Origin of the sequence: Streptomyces sp. NBC_01618 (genome assembly GCF_045209435.1) — a bacterium.
In the GTDB taxonomy this organism is placed as follows: Bacteria; Actinomycetota; Actinomycetes; order Streptomycetales; family Streptomycetaceae; genus Streptomyces.
Window position 1 is genome coordinate 5,072,887 of record NZ_CP109297.1, and the last position, 14,135, is coordinate 5,087,021.

At 69.7% G+C, this 14,135-nt stretch carries 14 protein-coding genes and 1 pseudogene; 8 read left to right on the top strand and 7 right to left on the bottom strand.

What is annotated here, in order from left to right:
• Positions 1-2: 2 nt before the first annotated feature.
• Both OH735_RS23690 and OH735_RS23695 read right to left on the bottom strand, forming a co-directional pair.
• The gene (locus OH735_RS23690) at positions 3-386 is read right to left on the bottom strand and encodes a hypothetical protein (protein ID WP_406383533.1); all 384 of its coding nucleotides are present in this window, start codon (positions 384-386) and stop codon (positions 3-5) included.
• 232 nt (positions 387-618) lie between these two features.
• On the bottom strand, positions 619-906 hold the full coding sequence (locus OH735_RS23695; RefSeq protein ID WP_406383534.1) for a hypothetical protein: 288 nt from the start codon (positions 904-906) through the stop codon (positions 619-621).
• 108 nt (positions 907-1,014) lie between these two features.
• On the opposite strand from OH735_RS23695, the gene OH735_RS23700 reads away from it, so the two are divergent.
• On the top strand, positions 1,015-1,488 hold the full coding sequence (locus tag OH735_RS23700; RefSeq protein ID WP_406383535.1) for a hypothetical protein: 474 nt from the start codon (positions 1,015-1,017) through the stop codon (positions 1,486-1,488).
• Positions 1,489-1,730: 242 nt separating this feature from the next.
• Complete coding sequence (locus OH735_RS23705; RefSeq protein ID WP_406383537.1) at positions 1,731-2,999, top strand: Ig-like domain-containing protein; 1,269 nt, start codon at positions 1,731-1,733, stop codon at positions 2,997-2,999.
• 176 nt (positions 3,000-3,175) lie between these two features.
• Here the strand turns inward: OH735_RS23705 and OH735_RS23710 are convergent, their stop codons facing one another.
• Positions 3,176-3,622, bottom strand: coding sequence for an RDD family protein (locus tag OH735_RS23710; protein WP_406383538.1), 447 nt, complete (start codon positions 3,620-3,622; stop codon positions 3,176-3,178).
• A 374-nt stretch (positions 3,623-3,996) separates the two neighbouring features.
• On the bottom strand, positions 3,997-5,682 hold the full coding sequence (locus OH735_RS23715; RefSeq protein ID WP_406383539.1) for a glycosyltransferase family 87 protein: 1,686 nt from the start codon (positions 5,680-5,682) through the stop codon (positions 3,997-3,999).
• Between the two features lie 192 nt (positions 5,683-5,874).
• On the opposite strand from OH735_RS23715, the gene OH735_RS23720 reads away from it, so the two are divergent.
• Both OH735_RS23720 and gdhA read left to right on the top strand, forming a co-directional pair.
• Entirely contained in the window at positions 5,875-6,048 is a 174-nt protein-coding gene (locus OH735_RS23720) for a hypothetical protein (protein ID WP_406383540.1), read from the top strand.
• Positions 6,049-6,249: 201 nt separating this feature from the next.
• Complete coding sequence (gene gdhA, locus OH735_RS23725; RefSeq protein WP_406383542.1) at positions 6,250-7,587, top strand: NADP-specific glutamate dehydrogenase; 1,338 nt, start codon at positions 6,250-6,252, stop codon at positions 7,585-7,587.
• Positions 7,588-7,695: 108 nt separating this feature from the next.
• On the opposite strand, the gene OH735_RS23730 is transcribed toward gdhA, so the two are convergent.
• The gene (locus OH735_RS23730; RefSeq protein WP_406383543.1) at positions 7,696-8,127 is read right to left on the bottom strand and encodes a nuclear transport factor 2 family protein; all 432 of its coding nucleotides are present in this window, start codon (positions 8,125-8,127) and stop codon (positions 7,696-7,698) included.
• 86 nt (positions 8,128-8,213) lie between these two features.
• On the opposite strand from OH735_RS23730, the gene OH735_RS23735 reads away from it, so the two are divergent.
• The 3 genes and pseudogenes from OH735_RS23735 to OH735_RS23745 form a co-directional block, all read left to right on the top strand.
• Positions 8,214-8,783 carry a PadR family transcriptional regulator gene (locus OH735_RS23735; protein ID WP_406386702.1) on the top strand — a complete coding sequence of 190 codons (570 nt, stop codon included), beginning with the start codon at positions 8,214-8,216 and terminating at the stop codon, positions 8,781-8,783.
• Positions 8,770-9,588 carry an SGNH/GDSL hydrolase family protein gene (locus OH735_RS23740; RefSeq protein ID WP_406383544.1) on the top strand — a complete coding sequence of 273 codons (819 nt, stop codon included), beginning with the start codon at positions 8,770-8,772 and terminating at the stop codon, positions 9,586-9,588. Before OH735_RS23735 ends, OH735_RS23740 begins: the two co-directional genes overlap by 14 nt.
• 48 nt (positions 9,589-9,636) lie before the next feature.
• A pseudogene (locus OH735_RS23745) lies at positions 9,637-9,858 on the top strand (hypothetical protein); the annotation flags it as partial.
• A 166-nt stretch (positions 9,859-10,024) separates the two neighbouring features.
• On the opposite strand, the gene OH735_RS23750 reads toward OH735_RS23745, so the two are convergent.
• Together OH735_RS23750 and OH735_RS23755 are read right to left on the bottom strand one after the other, a co-directional pair.
• Positions 10,025-10,558 carry an Lrp/AsnC family transcriptional regulator gene (locus tag OH735_RS23750; RefSeq protein ID WP_406383545.1) on the bottom strand — a complete coding sequence of 178 codons (534 nt, stop codon included), beginning with the start codon at positions 10,556-10,558 and terminating at the stop codon, positions 10,025-10,027.
• A 131-nt stretch (positions 10,559-10,689) separates the two neighbouring features.
• Positions 10,690-12,126 carry an aldehyde dehydrogenase family protein gene (locus tag OH735_RS23755; protein ID WP_406383546.1) on the bottom strand — a complete coding sequence of 479 codons (1,437 nt, stop codon included), beginning with the start codon at positions 12,124-12,126 and terminating at the stop codon, positions 10,690-10,692.
• Positions 12,127-12,450: 324 nt separating this feature from the next.
• Here OH735_RS23755 and OH735_RS23760 point away from each other — a divergent pair, with 324 nt between their 5' ends.
• Positions 12,451-13,884, top strand: a complete 1,434-nt coding sequence (locus OH735_RS23760; RefSeq protein WP_406383547.1) for an APC family permease — start codon at positions 12,451-12,453, stop codon at positions 13,882-13,884.
• The last annotated feature ends 251 nt before the right edge of the window (positions 13,885-14,135 follow it).

Here is a 14,135-nt window from a genome sequence, read left to right on the forward strand (position 1 = left end):
GGTCAGCCGCAACCGCCCGCGTGCCCCTCGTCGAGGCCGAACGACACCGTGGCGTCCCCGTCGCCGGGGTGCGGCAGCAGCGAACAGCTCAGGGAGTCGATGTAGGCGGCCAGCAGATTGCTCCACTGGGTGCCGGAGCCGATGTCCCGTCGGCCGAGAAGTCCCGAGGTGCTGACGGCGGTCTCGGGCCCGCCGAAGCCGTCCTGCTGCACAAGGTCCCTGATGGCGTCCTTGGCGGTCGCCTCGTCGGACACGCTCTGGTTGTTCAGGATGGTCATCAGGTTCATACCCCCCTGTTCCAGCCAGGACGTGATCTCCTTCTCCAGTTCCGCCAGCAGCTCGTCGCTGTCGTGGCCGTCAGCATCATGGGGCGTCCTGTCGCTCATAACCGCCTCCCTCGTCATCACGGATCCGATCGGTCAGTGCCGGAACATGATCCGGGAACCGTCTATGAATCCCCTATGGTGAGTGGCCTCGACGGCGTCGGAGCCGAGTCCGGTCCGTCGAAGGACGCACGGGGACGCCCGACAACCTGTTGCACCGTTGTGCACACACATCTGCCCATGTATTGGCAAATGTGCACGACTGCGATAAAGGCCGACGGGATCGGCGGAAAATTCAGACGGACAGGGCGCCGGCGCGGCGGACCGAGTAGCTGACGAACGCTGCGCCGATGCCCAGGAACGCCATGCCGCCGATCAGATACGGGGTGGTGTCGACCCCGGCCCCGGTGTCGGCGAGCCTCGGACCGGCCGAGGTGTCCACGGCAGCGGTGACCTGTCGGCTCTGCGCGCCCGGTGTGCCGGCCGACTCGTCCGTCGCGTTGGCGGACGGTACGAACCACAGGGCGGCCAGCAACGTGCCTGCAGCGGTGGCGGTCAGGAGCGGGCGACGAGCAGCGGCCACGGAATCGTTCCCCCTTGTCACAGCCGTGAGTCAGGCCTGTACGCAGATGCTAGTGACAGCAGCGGGTCGCAGGAAAGTCGCAAGGACGGGGAGCTTACGCTCCGGCACATGAGCACTTCTGAGACATCACGGTTTGTTCGACTTCGGGTCGAAATGGTGCTGGAGATCACGGACCCCGCCGCCCTCAGCGGTACCGCACTGGAGTCCATCTCCGCCGAGTACGGCGAGCCCGGCGGCGAACCCGCCGAGGAGCGCATGCGGGCCGAGGCCGCCGTACGGGAGGACGGCGCCGAGGCCCTCGCCTCCCTCGTCGACCCGTTCGACCTGGTCGGCGAGGTGCCGGGGGTCGAACTCACCCAGGCTTCCTGGAGCAGCGAGAGCGTCGATTACGACCCGGCCGACCCGGACGCCTGGGACCTCGACGAGGACGACGAAACGGACGAGGAAGCGGACGAGGAAGCGGACGACGAGGACGACGCGTACGAAGATCACGAAGCCGGGGCCGCCGACGGCATCCCGCACAATGGGGTGGACGACGGCGAGCACAGCGGCGTGAGCGGCGGTGCGGAGCGGCGGGTCTAGCAGGCAGTACGTGCCACGGCCCCGACCCGCTACCTTCCGCGGGCCGGGGCCGTGGCACGTACCGGTCGCACATACGTGACCGACGTCGGGAACCACCACTGCCGGGCATGCGTCGATGAGTGGTGTTCCCCACATCTCTCTTGGATGTGGAACGGAGGACCCTTTCCATGGGTTCTAGGAACAGTGACGGGTCTCGCCGATCGGCGGCGGTCCGCTCGGGGACTTTGGGGATTCGGCAACGTATGGAGAAGCGTGTGATGACGGGAAGCAAGCGGCGCAAAGGCCTGATGGCCGCGTCCGCACTGCTCGGCGGAGTTCTGGTGCTCACTGCCTGCAGCGGCGGCGACGCGAGCGGCAGCAGCGCCGACAGCTCGAAGAAGTCGCAGGCGGCCGAGGTCGACAAGGCCGCCGCCCAGAACGCGTCGGAAGCGCAGATATCCATCGCGCCGAAGAACGGGGCGACCAACGCGAGCATCAACAATGACGCCAAGGTCACCGTGGCCAAGGGCACGCTGTCCGAGGTCACCATGACCACGTCGGCCGGAGCGCCCGTCAAGGGCTCGCTCGCCGCCGACGGCCGCAGCTGGCAGCCCGACGTCCAGCTGGAGCGCTCGACCACGTACAAGATCAGCGCGACGGCCAAGGACTCCAAGGGCCGCGAGGCACACGAGAACACCTCCTTCACCACGGTGTCGCCCGCCAACAGCTTCATCGGCAACTTCACGCCCGAGGACGGCTCCACCGTCGGCGTCGGCATGCCGGTCTCGATCAACTTCAACAAGCCGATCACGGACAAGAAGGCCGTCCAGGACGGCATCACCGTGACGTCGAGCAGCGGCCAGGAGGTCGTCGGCCACTGGTTCAACGCGCAGCGCCTCGACCTGCGCCCCGAGAGCTACTGGCAGGGCGGCTCCACCGTCACGCTGAAGCTGGCGCTGGACGGCGTCGAGGGCGCGGACGGCGTCTACGGTGTCCAGCAGAAGACGGTCACCTTCAAGGTCGGCCGCAACCAGGTCTCGACGGTCGACGCGAGCACGAAGATGATGACCGTCACCCAGAACGGCAAGACGATCAAGACCATCCCGATCTCTTCCGGTTCCTCCGCCAACCCCACGTACAACGGGCAGATGGTGATCTCCGAGAAGTTCAAGGAGACCCGGATGAACGGCGCGACGGTCGGCTTCACCGACTCCGACGGCAAGGGTGAGTACGACATCAAGGACGTGCCGCACGCCATGCGGCTGTCCACCTCGGGCACCTTCATCCACGGCAACTACTGGAGCGCGCGGTCGCTCTTCGGCAGCGCCAACACCAGCCACGGCTGCGTCGGCCTCCCCGACGTGAAGGGCGCGGGCGACGCCAACCAGCCGGGCGCCTGGTTCTACAACAACTCCATCGTCGGCGACGTGGTCATCGTCAAGAACTCCCCGGACAAGACCATCACCCCCGACAACGGCCTCAACGGCTGGAACATGAACTGGGCCGACTGGAAGGCGGGCTCCGAGGCCTGACCCGACCCCACGCGTCCACCCCGGCGCAGCCCGAATCCCGCACGAAGGCGGCGGCACCCGGATCCCCTCGGATCCGCGGTGTCGCCGCCTTCGGCGTACGCGGGTGTTCAAGTACCACTTCTGTCCGACGGATGCGCAGGCAGCGGAGCTGTCTGTGCATCCGTCGGCCGTTCGGCTCAGAGGTGGCCGGCGGCGGCGTTCCGGTGGGCCGTGAGGTCGCTGTGGCGGACCTGGCGCAGGCCCACCGGATCGGTGTGTCCGCTGGTCCAGAGGGCGCTGAGGGGGAGGACGCCGGGCCCCGCGAGGTACGAGCGCAGTACGTACCAGGGTTGCAACGGCACCCGGCACAGCCCGTACAGCCAGCGCCGTACCAGTTGGCGGGGCCCCGGGCGCCCGGCGTCGGGCAGTCCGATCACCCGAATCCCCATGATCAGCTTGCCCGCGCCGCCGCCGACGACGGCCGTCAGGACCACCTGATTCAGGAACGAGAACGCGAGCGCCGGGCCGATCAGCAGACCGGCGGCCTCGGGAACGGTGGCCGTGTCCACGTACGGCCGGGCCAGTAGCCCCGCGGTGACCAGACAGAGGTAGCAGTCGAGCGCGACGGCGAGATATCGGCGCATGTCGCCCGCACGCGGCGGGATACGGGGCGCGACGCGCTGCCCGGGAACGGGCGGGATAGCGGGGCGGGCGTACGGCCCCGCAGGTCCGGGGCGCCCGTACCCCGACGGCGGCGGCCCGCCCGGTGAAGCAGACCGGGAACCGCTCCGGGTACGCCTGTGGCCCCGCGACGTCGTCATGACGGCATCATGTCTGATTACCTGTCACGGCGTGGTCAGGTCCGCACACCCGGAACCACTCACCGAGGCGCGCGTACCCGGTTCCGCCCCGTACCCGGTTCCGCCCCGTACCCGGTTCCGCCCCGTACCCGGTTCCGCCCCGTACCCGGTTCCGCCCCGTACCCGGTTCCGCCCCGTACGCCGTACCGCCCTTAGCGTCAGCACGACCCGAACGGCCACAACCGGTAGTGCGAATCCAGCCGGTACTCGCCGCCCCGCGTCACCGTGAGCCGCGTCCACTCGCCGTCCTTCCGTACGCATCCGCCGCCGTCGGCCCGCAGCCAGGGCGAGTACGCGATCCGCACCGTCACCGACCCGGCGGCGGGCATCCGTACCACCACGGAGGCATCGTCCCCGCGTACGACGGCGCCCGGGGCGGAGACCAGCGGGACGGCGCCCTGCACCCGGTAGATCCGCCAGTCCGCGTCGCGCCACACCGGCTCCAGCCAGTCCGTGCCGCGCCGGACGATCTCCGCCTCCGCCTCGGCCGGCCCGTCCGGCCTGCCGTTGTGCAGCACCACGAGACCCACGCCCCACCGGTCCAGCCAGGCGCGGTACGCCGCCGGAGTCGGCTTTCCCCCGTAGAACAGCCGCCCGCGCTCCACGTCGAGCTGACGGTTCCAGCCGCGCGCCATGTTCACATGCGGCGCGAGCGCGGCCGCCTCCCGGTGGTTGCGGGCCGGTACGACCTCCACCCGGGTCCGTTCGGCACCGAGCCTGCGCAGTTCGGCGACCACGCCGTCGGTGTGGGCCGCCCAGGCGGGCACGGTGGTGGAGACCCGCAGATCGTCATCGGTCTTGTCGACCAGCCAGCCGGTGTTGTACGCGAGCATCCCGACGAGCAGGACGGCCCGCACCCGCAGCGGCCACCCGCCCCGCGCCCACCCCGCCAGGACAGCCAGTGCCGCCGCGAGGAGCACGGGCGGGCCGGCCAGCCCCACCAGCCGCTCCACGTTCGTCCCGATGGGCGAGGGGATCAGGAAGGTCAGGACGACTCCGGCCCCGTACACCAGGCTCGCGAACCGGACCACCCGCCAGCCGCCCTCGCGCGGCGCCCCGAGCCACAAGGCCGCGCAGCCGGCCAACGGCACCCACAACCTCCCCATGGCCATCGGCTGTTCGCCGGTGAAGGGGAACAGCAGGGTCGTCGCGGCGACCACCACGAACGGCGGCACGAGGAGCACCGCCGCCCGCCGCCACTGCCGGTCGAGCCCGTACGCCCCACCCGCCACCACGAGGAACAGTCCCGCCACCGGACTCGCCGCCGTCGCCAGCGCCGTACAGCCCGCGGTGACGCCCGGCCGGTGCCGTACGTACAACAGCGCGACCAGCCCGATCGCGACGCCCAGCGCGAACGTCGTGCGCCCGGACGCGACGTTGCACCAGAGCGCCAACGACCCCAGCACCGACACCGCGGCCGGCCACCGCACCCCGGCCCGGACACAGAGCCGTGCCAGCGCCCACGACGCGCCGAGCCCGGCGGCCACGGTGACGGCCCGCACCCCGAACACCGCCATGAGCGGCGGCGCCAGCAGGCTGTAGTTGGCGGTGTGCATCCCGCCGTACCAGGAGAGGTTGTACGCGGACCCGGGATGCCGGGACGCGAAGGCGGCCCAGGCGAACTGCGCCGCCAGATCACCGCCGCCGGTGGCCAGCACCAGCGCCCACAGGACGTACAACGGCACGACGACCAGCACCGCGACGCCCGGAACCCACCACCGCGCCGCGTCCCCAGCCGCATCCGTGGCCGTATCCGTTTCCGCCGGGCGCGGACCGGCGTCGGACCGCTTGCTTCCCGGCTCGCCCGCCCGCTCGCGCGCCGCCGTTCTTCCGGTGGTCCCCATCCCGCAAACCCTAACGGGACGGTGGTGGAGCTGGCTGCACCACGGATCCGGGGGCCAGGCCCCTCGTGGCGGCGGATACCGCCCGTGAGGATGGACACACCGCAAGACGCACCGCAAGAAGCACTGCAAGAAGCACTGCAAGAAGCACTGCAAGAAGCACCGCAAGACACTGCCCCGGCCCTGGAGGTTTCCGTGAAAGCCCTGCTCTGGATCGTGCTGTGCGCGGCGATCGCCGCGAACGTCTTCCTGAACTTCTTCGTGGCGGACAACGGCCTGAACATCGCTCTGAGCGTCGTCTCCGGAGTGTTCGTCCTAGTGTCCGGAGCGGGGCTGTGGATGCGGCGCCGGACGGACGGGCAGCCATGAAATTGTCCATTTTGCGGACACGTAGACGATCTCCCGGAGCCACTGGGACAATCGAAATGCCACACCGGTTCGGTACGTCGCTTTCGTGAGCCGCAGCGCGCGCGAGTCCAGGCGACGCCCTCAATGGCGAGGGGGACCGCCGGTGCCCCGGGACGAGGGCACCTTCGCGCGCTTCGGGCACTCACGGAAGGTCTTGATCAGATGCGTGTCATTGAGCCGCTGTACGCGGAGATTCTCCGCCGCAACCAGGGGGAGAACGAGTTCCACCAGGCGGTACGGGAGGTCCTGGAGACCCTCGGCCCGGTTCTCGAACAGCGGCCGGAATTCGTCGACGCCCGGATCATCGAGCGGGTCTGCGAGCCGGAGCGCCAGCTCATCTTCCGCGTGCCGTGGTCGGACGACTCCGGCGACATCCACGTGAACCGCGGCTTCCGGGTCGAGTTCAGCAGCTCGCTCGGACCGTACAAGGGCGGGCTGCGCTTCCACCCCTCGGTCAACCTCGGCATCGTGAAGTTCCTCGGCTTCGAGCAGATCTTCAAGAACGCCCTCACCGGCATGCCCATCGGCGGCGGCAAGGGCGGCGCGGACTTCGACCCGAAGGGCCGCTCCGACGCCGAGATCATGCGGTTCTGCCAGTCGTTCATGACCGAGCTCCACCGCCACCTCGGCGAGTACACCGACGTCCCCGCCGGTGACATCGGCGTCGGCGGCCGCGAGATCGGCTACCTGTTCGGCCAGTACAAGCGGATCACCAACCGTTACGAGTCCGGCGTCCTCACTGGAAAGGGCCTGGGCTGGGGCGGCGCCCTGGTGCGCACCGAGGCGACCGGGTACGGCTGTGTGCTCTTCACCGCCGAGATGCTCCGCAGCCGGGGCGAGTCCCTCGACGGGCAGCGCATCGCCGTATCGGGCTCGGGCAATGTCGCGATCTACGCGATCGAGAAGGCCCAGCAGCTCGGCGCGACCGTGGTGACCTGCTCCGACTCCAACGGCTACGTCGTCGACGAGAAGGGCATCGACCTCGCCCTCCTCAAGGAGATCAAGGAGGCCGGCCGCGGTCGGGTCTCCGACTACGCGGAGCGCCGCGGTGAGCACGCCACGTACGTCCCCGGCGCCGGCGTCTGGAACGTCCCCGTCGACGTGGCCCTGCCCTGCGCCACCCAGAACGAACTGCACGAGGCCGACGCCCTGGCCCTCGTACGCAACGGCGTGAAGGCGGTCGCCGAGGGCGCGAACATGCCCACGACCCCGGAGGCCGTACGCGTCCTCCAGGAGGCGGGCGTCGCCTTCGCCCCCGGCAAGGCGGCCAACGCGGGCGGCGTGGCGACCAGCGCCCTGGAGATGCAGCAGAACGCCTCCCGCGACTCCTGGACGTTCGCCCACACCGAGCAGCGCCTCGCGGAGATCATGCGGCACATCCACGACTCCTGCTACACCACCGCGGAACGCTACGGCAGCCCCGGCAACTACGTGGTCGGCGCCAACATCGCCGGCTTCGAACTGGTCGCGGACGCGATGCTGGCGCAGGGTCTCATCTGACCCGTCCATCAGTTCTGTGACGGCCTCGGCCCGGCCGCGCTCCGCGGCCGGGCCGAGGCCGTCACCGGTCGCACCGGTCGCACCGGCCGGTCCCGCCTTGTGGCCCCTCTAGCGGTCGACGGCCTTGGGGACGAGGCCGTCGGCGACCAGGCCCGCAAGTACCGCCTGGCCCAGGGCGTGCACAGCGGACTGGGGGCGAACCATCACGGTGAACTCCTTGACCCGGCCCGCCCCGTCGAACTGGAGCAGGTCGATGCCGTGGATCTGCTTGCCGTTCATGGTGGCCCGGAAGAGCAGGATCGCCGACGGAGCTTCTTCGCCGTCAGTACTGGTCTCGGCCGTGCCCTCGAAGTGTCCGATGTAGCGGAAGTCCTCGAAGGTGCGCAACAGGACGCCGAAGAGTCCCAGCACCATGGGCTTGCCCTCGAAGGGTGTGAACTTCACGGGGCTGTAGAGGCGGATGTCGTCGGTGAACAGGCCATCCAGTTCAGCGAGTTGGCCCTTCTCCACGGCAGCGCGGAAGCGTTCAGCAGTCTCCATGACCTCTCCCGATACTCAAGGGTATGACTAATCATTTTCTTGAGTATGATGCAGTGTCGGACAAGGAAAAGGAAGGGGCTGCTTCGATGGCGTTGCGGCATGCGGTGCTGGCGGCGCTGCTGGACGGCGAGTACAGCGGATACCAACTGGCGAAGGTGTTCGACATCGGCGTCGCGAACTTCTGGCACGCCCTGCCGCAGCAGCTGTACGCCGAGCTGACCAAGCTGGAGAAGGAAGGGCTGGTCGCGGGTCGGCAGGTGGTCCAGGAGACCCGGCCCAACAAACGTCTGTTCCGGGTCACCGACGCCGGTCGCGCCGAGTTGGAGAACTTCGCCGCAGCCGTATCGAAGCCCTCGTTCATCCGCGACGACCTGCTCGTCAAGGTCCAGGTCGCCGACCGCATCGGCACGGCGCCGGTGATCGAACAGCTCGAAGGACGAGCGTCCGCGGCCGAGGCCAAGATCGAGCTTCTCGGCAAGCTGCTGCGGCAACTGCGCGGCGATGCGGACGAGGAGGAGTTCCTCCGCCGGGGCGAGCGGATCGGGCCGTACCTGACCTGCCTGCGAGGCCTGGCCTTTGAGCAGGAGCACCAGGACTGGTGCCTGCGGATCGCAGCCGTCCTCAGGGAAAGGCAGTCGGCTCATGCCGAACGGTGAATACCTGCGCTACGTCGCCTTGGGCGACAGCCAGACCGAAGGGCTCGGCGACGGGGACGACGCCGTCGGCCTACGCGGCTTTGCCGACCGGCTCGCCGACCACCTCGCGGCCGTCAACCCGGGGCTTCGGTACGCCAACCTTGCCGTACGAGGCCGTGTCGCCGGCCAGGTCCGCACTGAACAGCTGGGGCCCGCCCTGGCCCTGCGGCCCGACCTGGCCACCGTCGTCACCGGGGTCAACGACCTGCTCCGGCCCCGGTTCGACGCCGCAGAGGTGGCCGGGCACCTGGAAGAGATGTTCGCCGCGCTCACGGCAGCCGGGGCCCACGTGGTGACCGTGACCTTCCCCGACGTAGGGAAGATCGTGCCCCTTGCCCGGCCGATCAGGTCCCGCGTGTTCGACCTCAATACCCGCATCCGCGCTGCGGCCGCCCGTCACGGGGTCGCGGTCGCCGAAACCGGCCGACAGGCCGTCGCCACCGATCCACGGCTGTGGAGTGCGGACCGACTCCACGCCAGCCCCCTCGGTCACGAGCGGATTGCCGCAGCCGTCGCCCAAGCCATCCAACTGCCTGGAAGCGACGACGCCTGGATGCTCCCCCTGCCGCCACAGAGGGTCCCCACGGGCCGGCAAGCCGCAGGAGCCGAACTGCGCTGGGCGGCCGCATTCCTCGGCCCCTGGCTCGGACGCCGTTTGCGCGGTCAGTCCTCCGGCGACGGCCGCACCGCGAAACGCCCCCAGCTCCTGCCCCTGAGTGTCACGCCCGACTCCGCGGCGGACACCGGTCAACGGGAATCTTCGTAGGGACAGCATCGGCCCCGGGCGGTCTCCTCTCTCTGGGCGGGGACGGATGCCGGCAAGGCCGCGCATCAATGCACGGTGATCGACACGGATGGGACGAAGACGCTCTCGCGCCGCGCACCGAACAACGAGGCTGAGCCGCTGAAGCTGATGGGCGACGTCCCGGCACTGGCTGAGGACGCCCCGGCGACCTGGGCCGTCGACCACCGCAGCGCGGCCCAGATCGGCTCGGGTGTCCCATCCGAGAGAAAACAAGCGAAGACCACTTCGTAGTGTGAGAGCACGACGGCCGCGCCCGGCGCCCCATGCACACCGCGTCGACAGCCGCACCGTCCGCCGAAGACGTTGCTTCGGTGAGGTCTCGGCGGCGCCGGACGCCGGGTCGGCATGTGCCGGACGCCGCCGCCCGGTCGTTCCGTCGTCCGCCGAGGAACCGCGGTCAGCGGTCGGCCCGTTGGTCGATGCCCGCCTCGTCGGGGGGTCCTGGGGCGTCCAGGACGGAGGTCTCCACCTCGCCGACGCCCCACCCGTACGCGAGTTTGTGCACCTCCAGCACGAAGAAGGAGTCCGTGGTGACGATGCCGTCGATCAGGTGGAGGCGCCGCGTCATCAGGTCGGTGAAGTGGTCGGTGTCCCGGCAGATCACCTCGGCCATGACGTCGAACCGGCCCGCCGTCATGATCACGTACGCGGTCTCGGGGAGCTCCCGCAGCGCCCGGCAGACCAACTGGGCCATGCCGGGCCGCACCCGGATGCCGATCATCGCCATGCGGTCGAAACCGATGGTCAGCGGGTTGGCGATGCCGACGATCTGCAGGATGCCCGCATCCTGCAGCCGCTGCACCCGGTAGCGGACGGAGGAGGCCGGGATGCCCACGTCCGAGGCGATCAGACTGTAGGCGCGGCGTCCGTCGGTCTGCAGGATGGCGATGATGCGCCGGTCGATGTCGTCGAGCGGGCTCGCGGGGGACATACGGCTGCTCCGGAGGTCGCGTCCAGGGGACTGACCCGGACCGGCGGCCGCGCCCTTGATCCGGGAGCGGCCACCGGGTCCGGTCGGTCCAGGGTACGGAGCCCCTGCGGGCGCGCCGGTCACGGGCTCGTTCAGACGCTCATGACACCCGTACGCAGGTCGGACATGTCGAGCAGGGTGTGCTTGCCGCCGATGCGGCCCCAGCCGGTGCCGCGGCTGCCCGCCCCGCCGAACGGCATGTTGATGTCCCAGAAGCACGTGCTGTCGTTGACCACGACCTGACCGACGGCCATCTCCTCGACGAACCGGTACGCGGCGGCCATGCTGCGGGTGAACACCGCGCCCTGGAGGCCGAGTTTGTCGTCGTTGGCGATCCGCAGCAGCTCGTCGTCGGAGCCGCCGGTGATGATCGGGACGACCGGGCCGAAAGACTCCTCGCGGGAGAGGAGGCTGTCCTCGGGCACGCCGTCCACCACGGTGAACTCGTAGTAGAGGTCGGTCGGCTGCCCGGCGCGGCGCTGCCCGCCGAGCAGGATCCGCGCGCCGCGCTCCCGCGCGTCCGCCATGTGCCGGTCCATCTTGGCCGCGACACCCTCGTTGTTGAGCGGGCCCAGGTTCGTCGCCGCGTCGAACGGGTCACCGAGCACGACATCCTCGGCGGCACGGAGTACGGCCGCCACGAAGTCGTCGTGCGCGTCGGCGTGGACGACCACCCGCTCCGTGGCACAGCAAACCTGCCCGGAACACAGGTACGCGCCGTACACCGCGGCACGGGCCGCCGCGTCCAGGTCGGCGTCGGCGAGCACCACCAGCGGGCCGTTGCCCGAGCACTCCATGATGGAGCGCTTGAGACCGGCGGCGGCCGCGATCTTCGCGCCGGTCGCCGAGGAGCCGATGAAACCGATGGCGTCGATGCCGGGATGGCGCACCAGCATGTCCCCGGCCGCGCCCTCGCCGGGCAGGACGTTGACCAGGCCCGCGGGAACCCCCGCCTCGGCCATCGCTTCCATGGCCTTCAGCACGGTCAGCGGGGTGTTCGACGGCGGCTTGACGACGTGCGCGTTTCCGGTCGCCAGGCCGGGGGCGACGAACTCGGCGAGCATCAGCAGCGGGAAGTTCCAGGGGGTGATGATGCCCCAGGTGCCGACCGGCCGGTAGAAGGTCCACATCCGCTTGGTGTTGTCGGTGGACGGCATCGTCTCGCCGTGCAGGCGCACCGCGTCCTCGGCGTGCAGATGGAACAGCTGCGCCGCCTCCTCGATGTCGGCGACCGACTCGGCGAGCGGCTTGCCCTGCTCCAGCGTCTGCAGGCGGGCCAGCTCCTCCACCCGGGCGGACAGCGCGTCGCCGACGCGGTGGCAGATCTCCGCCCGCTTCCAGACGTTGACCTTCGCCCAGGCTGCCTGCGCCTCGTTGGCGGCCTTCACGGCGGCGTCGAGGTCCGTGGCGGTGGGGAGCGGGACGGTGCCGATGTGCGCGCCGGTGGCCGGGCTGATGACGTCGTAGGTCTCGGTACCGGTGCTTTCGGCGTAGCCGCCGTTGATGAAGAACGGGTGCACGGCAGACATGGGTGCCCTTCTGGTCTGGCGCCGGGAGGGCGCGAGGGAAGTGACGCACCTCACCATCGGTTGGGCAATCGAAGGGTGTCAATGGGTCTGAATCAACAATCTCAAGGCTGATCCACTGCTGAATGAGCAGGTTCAATCCATTGACATTGCGAAATCGTCAGCTCTACGGTGCGTGGCTCATAGGTTGTCGCTCTTCGCTCGAAGCTCCACGCGCTCTGCCTCTGCTTGCGGCCCGATGCTCTCTTTGAAGCTCCTCGCGCGCTGTCTGAAGCTCTCTCGTTCTCCGCCTGAAGCCCCCCCGCTCTCCGTCTGAAGGGGACACCCATGTCCGAGCAACCTGCCCTTGCCAAGAAGATGCGCTGGTACGACGGGTTCGCGATGTCGCTGACCATGCCGGCGGCGCTGATCGCATCGCTGGGGGCCTCCATCGGAGGGCTCGGCGCATGGGGCGCGATCGCCCTGTGGACGGTGTCGATGGTGCTGGCCACCGCCACCAACTGGATCTACACCGAGATGGCCGCGATGTTCCCCGAGTCGTCGGGCGGTATCGCGCACTACGCCACCGAGGGCTGGCGCAGCCGGATCCCTGCCGTCGGCGCCCTGGCCGGCATCGGCTACTGGCTTCCCTGGACCACCGCGCTGTCGGTGTACGCGGGAATCATCGGCTCCCTGGTGCAGGCGCAGTGGTTCCCCGGCCAGAACTGGACACTCGACCTCGGCGTGGCGGAGCTGAGCATGCCGATCGTGGTCGGTCTCGTCGTCATGGCGCTGCTGTACGGGGCGGCGATGTACGGCCTGCACGCGGCGATGTGGGTGGTCTACGTGACCGGCGGGGTGCTGCTGATCCCGCTCGCCGTCTTCATCGTGGGACCGTTCCTCTCCGGTGACTGGAGCACGGCCGGGCTGCACTGGAACCTGCACGGCATGAGCGGACTCCGCGAGGCCCTGGTGTGGCTGTACATCATGGCCTGGACCTCATTCGGCGTGGAGGTGTGCGCGACCTTCGCCCCCGAGTACAAGGAGACCGTGCGGGACACCTCCCGGGCGCTGCGCGCGGGCGTGCTGTTCTGTCTCGGCATCTTCATCCTGCTGCCGCTGGCGCTCTCTGGTTACGTCGGGGAGAAGACCATCGGCGACGACCCGACCGCGTTCTACGTCGGGGCCTTCCACGACCTGGTCGGCGGGGCCGCCGACCTGATGATCGTCTTCCTCATCGCCTCGCTGCTGCTCATCATGATCACCGGGCTGGCCGACGGCTCACGCGTGCTGTACAGCATGGGACGCCAGGGCGTCACGGTCCGTCAGGTCGGCGTGCTCAACCGGCGCGGCGTACCGGCCCGCGCGCTCACCGTCGCACTGCTGCTCAACGTGGTCGTGCTGGTGGTGCTCAAGACCCCGCTGGCGATCATCGTCACCGGTAACCTGGGCTACATCCTCACCCACATCCTGGCGATCTCCGGCTTCGCCCTGCTCCGCCGGGACCGGCCCGACCTGGCGCGTCCGATCCGGCTCCCGAACTTCTTCGTGCCGCTGGCCTGGGTCCTCACGGCACTGCTGGGCGTCATCCTGGTCGTCGGCGCCACCGGCTTCGCGATCACCGGCTACGGCGGCTACAAGGAACTCGCCATCGCACTCGGCGTGATGGCCGCATCGGTCCTGCTGTGGGAGTACCGCCGCCGCGTCCAGGACCGCGACGCTCCGGCACCCGCCGACGGGTCCGCGGCCGACGACGGGGCGGAGGAAACTCCCCGCGTCTGAGCATGCCGGTGCCTGAACGCGTCGGCAGGGGGAGCGGCCGGCGCGTCCTGGAGCCTCACCAACGGAGGTCCCCGCTCCTGAAGCCGCCTGCGCCCCGGGGTACCTCCCGCCCCGGGGTACCTCCCGCCCCGGGGGCACCTCCCACTCCGGGGGCACCTCCCACTCCGGGGGCACCTCCCACTCCGGGCATCCCGCACCCGGGCACGGAGATCCCACAACGGGCTCGCGCACCACAACCGTTGGGCGCCACT